Source organism: Streptomyces sp. NPDC051173 (assembly GCF_040689515.1).
Classification (GTDB): Bacteria; Actinomycetota; Actinomycetes; order Streptomycetales; family Streptomycetaceae; genus Streptomyces.
Window position 1 is genome coordinate 1 of record NZ_JBFBBD010000142.1, and the last position, 5,857, is coordinate 5,857.

A 5,857-nucleotide genomic window follows, 5' to 3' on the forward strand; every position below is an offset into this window, starting at 1 on the left:
GCCTGCGGCGGGCTTGTTCCCCTACCCCGCCCCTTCCCGAAACTGGGGCGCTGCCCCAGACCCCGAACCTCAGGTCCGTTGCCGCCTGCGGCGGGAGCTCCCCCAGCTACCGCTGGGAGGTGCCCCCAACGGGCTGGATTTCGCGCACCCGGCGGGAAAGAAAGGCGCATCCACCGGCCTTGAACTTACCCTCCGGCGGAGGGGGTGGGGCCGGAGGGTGGGGTTCTGGAACGCGGTGCGTTGTCACGGCACTCAATACGTGTGGCGGCGCCACGCACCGCGTTCCAGGTCCTCAGCCCGGAGGCCACACCCCCGGTCCAGCCACAAACCCAGCCCGGCCGGCGCTTGAGGCCACGCCCGAAGGGCGTCCCGCCGCAGGCGCACACAACAGAAGACCCTCAGGCAGCGCCATCCGCCGGATGCGGAGCCAACGGCAGAAGCGACCCCAGCCGCTCCTCACAAAGCTCCACCAGCCGCCCGTACGCCTCCTTGCCCATCAGTTCCGTCAGCTCCGGCGCGTACGTCACATACACCGGATCACCCGCACCGTGCGCGGACGTCGCGGACGTGCACCACCAGTGCAGGTCGTGGCCGCCGGGGCCCCAGCCGCGGCGGTCGTACTCGCCGATGGAGACCTGGAGGACGCGGGTGTCATCGGGGCGGTCGATCCAGTCGTACGTGCGGCGGACCGGGAGCTGCCAGCAGACGTCCGGTTTGGTCTCCAGCGGCTCGCGGCCCTCCTTGAGGGCCAGGATGTGCAGGGAGCAGCCGGCGCCGCCCGCGAAGCCGGGGCGGTTCTGGAAGATGCAGGAGCCGTCCCAGCGGCGGGTCTGCCGGTCGCCGTCGTCGTCGAGCTGGGTCCAGCCGGTCGACGTGCCGATGTCATGGAACTGCCAGATGTCCGGAGTCAGCCGCGCCACGTGCCCCGCGACACGCTGCTCGTCCTCCTCGTCCGAGAAGTGCGCGCCCAGCGTGCAGCAGCCGTCGTCGGCGCGCCCGGCCTGGATGCCCTGGCAGCCGCTGCCGAAGATGCAGCTCCACCGGGAGGTGAGCCAGGTCAGATCGCAGCGGAAGACCTGTTCGTCGTCGGCCGGATCGGGGAATTCGACCCAGGCGCGGGCAAAGTCGAGCCCGACCTCGTCGGAGGCCTTCGCGGAGATCTTGGACCGCTTCTTGTCGGCCTTGTCGAGGGATTTGTCAGGCTTGGCCTTCTTCGTCTTTGCCACCCCTCAAGACTATGCGCCCCGGCCGGTCGCAGTAGCGTTCAGGCCATGAGACTCGGTGTCCTCGATGTGGGTTCGAATACGGTCCATCTGCTGGTGGTGGACGCGCATCCGGGCGCCCGCCCCCTGCCCGCCCACTCCCACAAGGCCGAACTGCGCCTCGCGGAGCTCCTCGACGACGAAGGGGCGATCAGCGAGGCGGGGATCGACCGGCTCGTCGCCGTCGTCCAGGAGGCGCTGGAGGCCGCCGAGGACAAGGGCGTGGAGGAGGTCCTGCCGTTCGCGACCTCCGCGGTGCGCGAGGCGGCCAACGCCGACACCGTGCTCGCCCGTGTCCAGAAGGAGACCGGTATCACGCTGCCGGTCCTCACCGGCGACGAGGAGGCGCGGCTGACGTTCCTGGCCACCCGCCGGTGGTTCGGCTGGTCGTCCGGGAAGCTCCTGGTCCTCGACATCGGGGGCGGCTCCCTGGAGATCGCCTTCGGCATGGACGAGGAGCCCGACGTGGCCGTCTCGCTGCCGCTGGGCGCGGGCCGGCTGACCACGGCCTGGCTGCCCGGCGACGCGCCCGATCCCACGGACGTACGGGCCCTGCGGCGGCACGTACGCGCGCAGATCGCCCGCATCGTCGGGGACTTCGCCCGGCACGGCACCCCGGACCACGTCGTCGCCACCTCCAAGACGTTCAAGCAGCTCGCCCGGATCGCCGGAGCGGCCCGTTCCACCGACGGCCTCTACGTCCAGCGCGCGCTCACCCGGCGGTCCCTGGAGGAGTGGGTGCCCAAGCTCGCCGGCATGACCTCGGCGGAGCGCGCCCGGCTGCCCGGCGTCTCGGAGGGCCGCGCGCCGCAGCTGGTCGCGGGCGCGCTCGTCGCCGAGGCGGCCATGGACCTCCTCGGCGTCGAGGAGCTGGAGATCTGCCCCTGGGCGCTGCGGGAGGGCGTCATCCTCCGGCGGCTCGATCACCTGCCCACTTCCTGAGGCGGCCGCCGTGAAGGGCGTACCGCCGCTGCGCCGCACGGCCACCTCCATGCCCGCCGTCCGGGACACGGTCGTACGCTGTCCCTCGTGACAGAGCCTGTGGTGCGCATCCCGGATGCGAAGGTCGCGCTGTCCACGGCCTCGGTCTACCCGGAGTCGACGGCGACGGCCTTCGAGATCGCCGCGCGCCTGGGCTACGACGGCGTCGAGGTCATGGTGTGGACCGACCCGGTCAGCCAGGACATCGAGGCGCTCCGCCGCCTGTCCGACTACCACCAGGTGCCCATCCTGGCCGTCCACGCGCCCTGTCTGCTGATCACCCAGCGCGTCTGGTCGACCGACCCCTGGGTCAAGCTCCAGCGGGCCCGCACGGCCGCCGAGAAGCTGGGCGCCACGACCGTGGTCGTCCACCCGCCGTTCCGCTGGCAGCGCGGCTACGCACGGGACTTCGTGCAGGGGATCTGGCGGATGGCCGACGAGACGGACGTCCGCTTCGCCGTCGAGAACATGTACCCCTGGCGCTACCGCGACCGCGAGATGCTCGCCTACGCCCCGGACTGGGACGTCACCAAGGACGACTACCGCCACTTCACCGTCGACCTCTCGCACACCGCCACCGCCCGGACGGACGCCATCCAGATGATCGACCGGATGGGCGACCGGCTGGCGCACATCCACCTCGCCGACGGCAACGGCTCCGCCAAGGACGAGCACCTCGTGCCGGGCCGCGGCAAGCAGCCCTGCGCCGAGCTGCTGGAACGCCTCGCCACCACCGGCTTCGACGGCCACGTGGTGATCGAGGTCAACACCCGGCGCGCCATGTCCACCGCCGAGCGCGAGGCCGACCTCGCCGAGGCCCTGGCCTTCACCCGGCTGCACCTCGCCTCCCCGACGGGCGCGACCCGCCCGTGAGCGTCCCCCGTACGGGCGACGGAGCCCCCAGAAAGCGTGGCAGGCCCGCCCGTACGGACCTCGGCGGCGGCCCCGGCGCGCGTGAGCGCATCCTCGCGGCGGCCCGCGCAGAGTTCGCCGAGCGCGGCTACGACAAGGCGTCCATCCGGGCCATAGCCAGGGGCGCCGACGTGGACCCCGCTCTCGTCCACCACTACTTCGGGCCCAAGGAACAGATCTTCGCCGCGGCCATCGAGGTGGCCTTCGCCCCGGCCCTCCAAGCGCCCGACATCGTCCTCGAGGGCGGTACGGACACCGCCGGTGAACGCATGGCGCGCTTCTTCCTCGGCCTGTGGGAGGACCCCGTCACCCGCGAGCCGCTGCTCGCGATCGTCCGGTCCGCCGTCGCCAACGAGACCGCGGCCGCGGTCTTCCGCGACCTCGTCTCCACCCGGCTGATGGCCCGCATCGCCGACGAACTGGACGTCGCGGAGCCCCGGCTGCGCGCCGAGCTCGCCGCCGCCCACCTGGTCGGCGTCGCGCTGCTGCGCCACGTGATCAAGGTCGAGCCGCTGGCGTCGGCGGACGTGGAGGACGTCATCGCCCAGGTGGCACCGGCCATACAGCGCCACCTCACGGGAGCCCCGTAGCCCGGCGCGAGACGCCCGTCTCACATACCGGAGACACTGTCCGGATCTTGGATCATCGGCGTAGGCTCGTAGGACGCGACACCGCGCAGCGCGAAGCCGCCGCCACAAGGCCGCCGCCACCGCGCGCCGACGCCTTTCGAGGAGTGGAGCAGGATGCCCGAGCTGAGGTCCCGCACCGTCACCCACGGCCGCAACATGGCGGGAGCCCGCGCCCTGATGCGCGCCTCGGGCGTAGCGAGCGGGGACATCGGCAAGCCGATCATCGCGGTGGCCAACTCCTTCACCGAATTCGTCCCCGGCCACACCCACCTCGCACCGGTCGGCCGGATCGTCTCCGACGCGATCCTGGCGGCGGGCGCTGTGCCCCGCGAGTTCAACACCATCGCCGTCGACGACGGCATCGCGATGGGCCACGCCGGGATGCTCTACTCCCTGCCCTCGCGCGACCTGATCGCCGACTCCGTCGAGTACATGGTCGAGGCGCACTGCGCCGACGCCCTGATCTGCATCTCCAACTGCGACAAGATCACGCCGGGCATGCTGATGGCCGCGCTGCGCCTCAACATCCCCGTCGTCTTCGTCTCCGGCGGCCCGATGGAGGCCGGCCAGGCCACCCTCGTCGACGGCACGGTCCGCAAGCTCGACCTGATCAACGCCATCGTGGACGCGGTCGACGAGAACGTCTCGGACGAGGACGTCCTCCGCATCGAGGAGAACGCCTGCCCGACCTGCGGCTCCTGCTCCGGCATGTTCACCGCGAACTCCATGAACTGCCTCACCGAGGCCATGGGCCTCTCCCTCCCGGGCAACGGCTCCGTCCTCGCCACCCACACCGCCCGCAAGGCGCTGTACGAGAACGCGGCCCGCACGGTCGTCGAGATCACCAAGCGTTACTACGAACAGGACGACGACTCCGTCCTGCCGCGCAACATCGCCACCCGCGCCGCCTTCGACAACGCCATGGCCCTCGACATCGCCATGGGCGGCTCGACGAACACGATCCTCCACCTGCTCGCCGCCGCCCAGGAGGCCGGGCTGGACTACGACCTCAAGGACATCGACGCGGTCTCCCGCCGCGTGCCCTGCCTGGCCAAGGTCGCGCCCAACGTCGCCCCCGGCGGCACGTACTACATGGAGGACGTGCACCGCGCCGGCGGCATCCCCGCGATCCTCGGCGAGCTCTACCGCGCGGGCCTGCTCGACGAGGACGTGCACACCGTCCACTCACCCGGCATCAAGGACTGGCTCGGCACCTGGGACGTCCGCGGCGGCTCCCCGTCCGCCGAGGCCGTCGAACTCTGGCACGCGGCCCCCGGCTGCGTCCGCTCCGCCACCGCCTTCTCGCAGTCCGAGCGCTGGGATTCCCTCGACACGGACGCCGCCGGCGGCTGCATCCGCGACGCCGCGCACGCCTACTCCAAGGACGGCGGACTGGCCGTCCTCAAGGGCAACCTCGCCGTCGACGGCTGTGTCGTGAAAACGGCGGGCGTCGACGAATCGATCTGGACGTTCGAAGGACCGGCCGTCGTCTGCGAATCGCAGGAAGAGGCCGTCGACAAGATCCTCCGCAAGGAGATCAAGGAAGGCGACGTCGTCGTCATCCGCTACGAGGGCCCCAAGGGCGGCCCCGGCATGCAGGAGATGCTCTACCCCACGTCCTTCCTGAAGGGCCGCGGCCTCGGCAAGTCCTGCGCCCTGGTCACCGACGGCCGCTTCTCCGGCGGCACGTCCGGCCTCTCCATCGGCCACGCCTCCCCCGAGGCCGCCTCCGGCGGCACGATCGCCCTCGTCGAGGACGGCGACCGCATCCGCATCGACATCCCCGCCCGCTCCATCGAACTCCTCGTTCCCGAAGCGGAACTGGCCACCCGCCGCGCGTCCCTCGAAGGCCGCTACGCCCCGAAGTCCCGCGAGCGCAAGGTGTCGGCGGCGCTGCGGGCGTATGCGGCGATGGCGACTAGTGCGGATCGGGGGGCGGTGCGGGACGTTAGCCACTTGGGCTGACCTGGGGTGCGTTCGCCCTTCGGGCGTGGCCTCAATCGCCGGCCGGGCTGGTTTGTGGTTGGGCCGGGGGTGTGGCCTCCGGGCTGAGGACCTGGAACGCGGTGCGTG

General features: G+C 71.5%; 5 protein-coding genes. 4 read left to right on the forward strand and 1 reads right to left on the reverse strand.

What is annotated here, in order from left to right; translation table 11 throughout:
• Window positions 1-398 precede the first annotated feature (398 nt).
• Window positions 399-1,226, reverse strand: coding sequence for a hypothetical protein (locus AB0435_RS33755; RefSeq protein ID WP_366008439.1), 828 nt, complete (start codon window positions 1,224-1,226; stop codon window positions 399-401).
• Window positions 1,227-1,271: 45 nt separating this feature from the next.
• Between AB0435_RS33755 and AB0435_RS33760 the strand changes: the two genes are divergently transcribed.
• The 4 genes from AB0435_RS33760 to ilvD all read left to right on the forward strand — a co-directional run bounded on the left by AB0435_RS33760 (window position 1,272) and on the right by ilvD (window position 5,749).
• The gene (locus AB0435_RS33760; protein ID WP_366008438.1) at window positions 1,272-2,204 is read left to right on the forward strand and encodes a Ppx/GppA phosphatase family protein; all 933 of its coding nucleotides are present in this window, start codon (window positions 1,272-1,274) and stop codon (window positions 2,202-2,204) included.
• A gap of 87 nt (window positions 2,205-2,291) precedes the next feature.
• The gene (locus AB0435_RS33765) at window positions 2,292-3,116 is read left to right on the forward strand and encodes a sugar phosphate isomerase/epimerase (protein WP_366008437.1); all 825 of its coding nucleotides are present in this window, start codon (window positions 2,292-2,294) and stop codon (window positions 3,114-3,116) included.
• Entirely contained in the window at window positions 3,113-3,745 is a 633-nt protein-coding gene (locus tag AB0435_RS33770; RefSeq protein ID WP_366008436.1) for a TetR family transcriptional regulator, read from the forward strand. Before AB0435_RS33765 ends, AB0435_RS33770 begins: the two co-directional genes overlap by 4 nt.
• Before the next feature lie 153 nt (window positions 3,746-3,898).
• Complete coding sequence (ilvD, locus tag AB0435_RS33775) at window positions 3,899-5,749, forward strand: dihydroxy-acid dehydratase (protein WP_366008435.1); 1,851 nt, start codon at window positions 3,899-3,901, stop codon at window positions 5,747-5,749.
• The last annotated feature ends 108 nt before the right edge of the window (window positions 5,750-5,857 follow it).

Excerpts from the sequence above, each read along its gene's own strand:
- AB0435_RS33760 (WP_366008438.1), top strand. The coding sequence starts at position 1,272 with ATGAGACTCGGTGTCCTCGATGTGGGTTCGAATACGGTCCATCTGCTG.
- ilvD (WP_366008435.1), top strand. The coding sequence starts at position 3,899 with ATGCCCGAGCTGAGGTCCCGCACCGTCACCCACGGCCGCAACATGGCG.